General features: G+C 43.4%; 2 tRNA genes and 1 rRNA gene. All 3 read left to right on the top strand.

Annotation, left to right across the window (positions count from 1 at the left end):
- A 16S ribosomal RNA gene (locus MZO40_RS16980) occupies positions 1-90 on the top strand; the annotation flags it as partial.
- A gap of 86 nt (positions 91-176) precedes the next feature.
- Positions 177-251, top strand: a tRNA-Ile gene (locus tag MZO40_RS16975).
- Between the two features lie 46 nt (positions 252-297).
- Positions 298-370, top strand: a tRNA-Ala gene (locus MZO40_RS16970).
- Positions 371-571: the final 201 nt, after the last annotated feature.

The following is a 571-nucleotide window of genomic DNA, read 5'->3' as shown; positions in this document are numbered from 1 at the left end:
AGGAACCAGCCGCCTAAGGTGGGACAGATGATTAGGGTGAAGTCGTAACAAGGTAGCCGTAGGAGAACCTGCGGCTGGATCACCTCCTTTCTAAGGAATATTACGGAAACCTACACATTCTTCGAAACTTTGTTTAGTTTTGAGAGGTCTAACTCTCAATTTAATAAGCGTTTTTTGGGCCTATAGCTCAGCTGGTTTAGAGCGCACGCCTGATAAGCGTGAGGTCGATGGTTCAAGTCCATTTAGGCCCATTGGAACCGAACCAGTTGGTTCGTTCTAATAAGTTGAATACCTCATGGGGAATTAGCTCAGCTGGGAGAGCACCTGCTTTGCAAGCAGGGGGTCAGCGGTTCGATCCCGCTATTCTCCATTGACGACGTTGGTCGTCATTGAAACTTGTTCTTTGAAAACTAGATAATATCAAATATATTTTTTCATAATGAAACCGAGAACGCCGCGTTTTTTGAGTTTTTTATTGAAGTTTAATTATCGCTAAACTCATTAATCGCATTTACCGTTAGGTAAATGAGGTTAAGTTAACAAGGGCGCATGGTGAATGCCTTGGCACTAG

The organism is Lactiplantibacillus sp. B652, assembly GCF_023806745.1.
Lineage (GTDB): Bacteria > Bacillota > Bacilli > Lactobacillales > Lactobacillaceae > Lactiplantibacillus > Lactiplantibacillus pentosus.
Note: the sequence above shows the minus strand (reverse complement) of the source record. Positions and strands in the feature narration are given on the sequence as shown.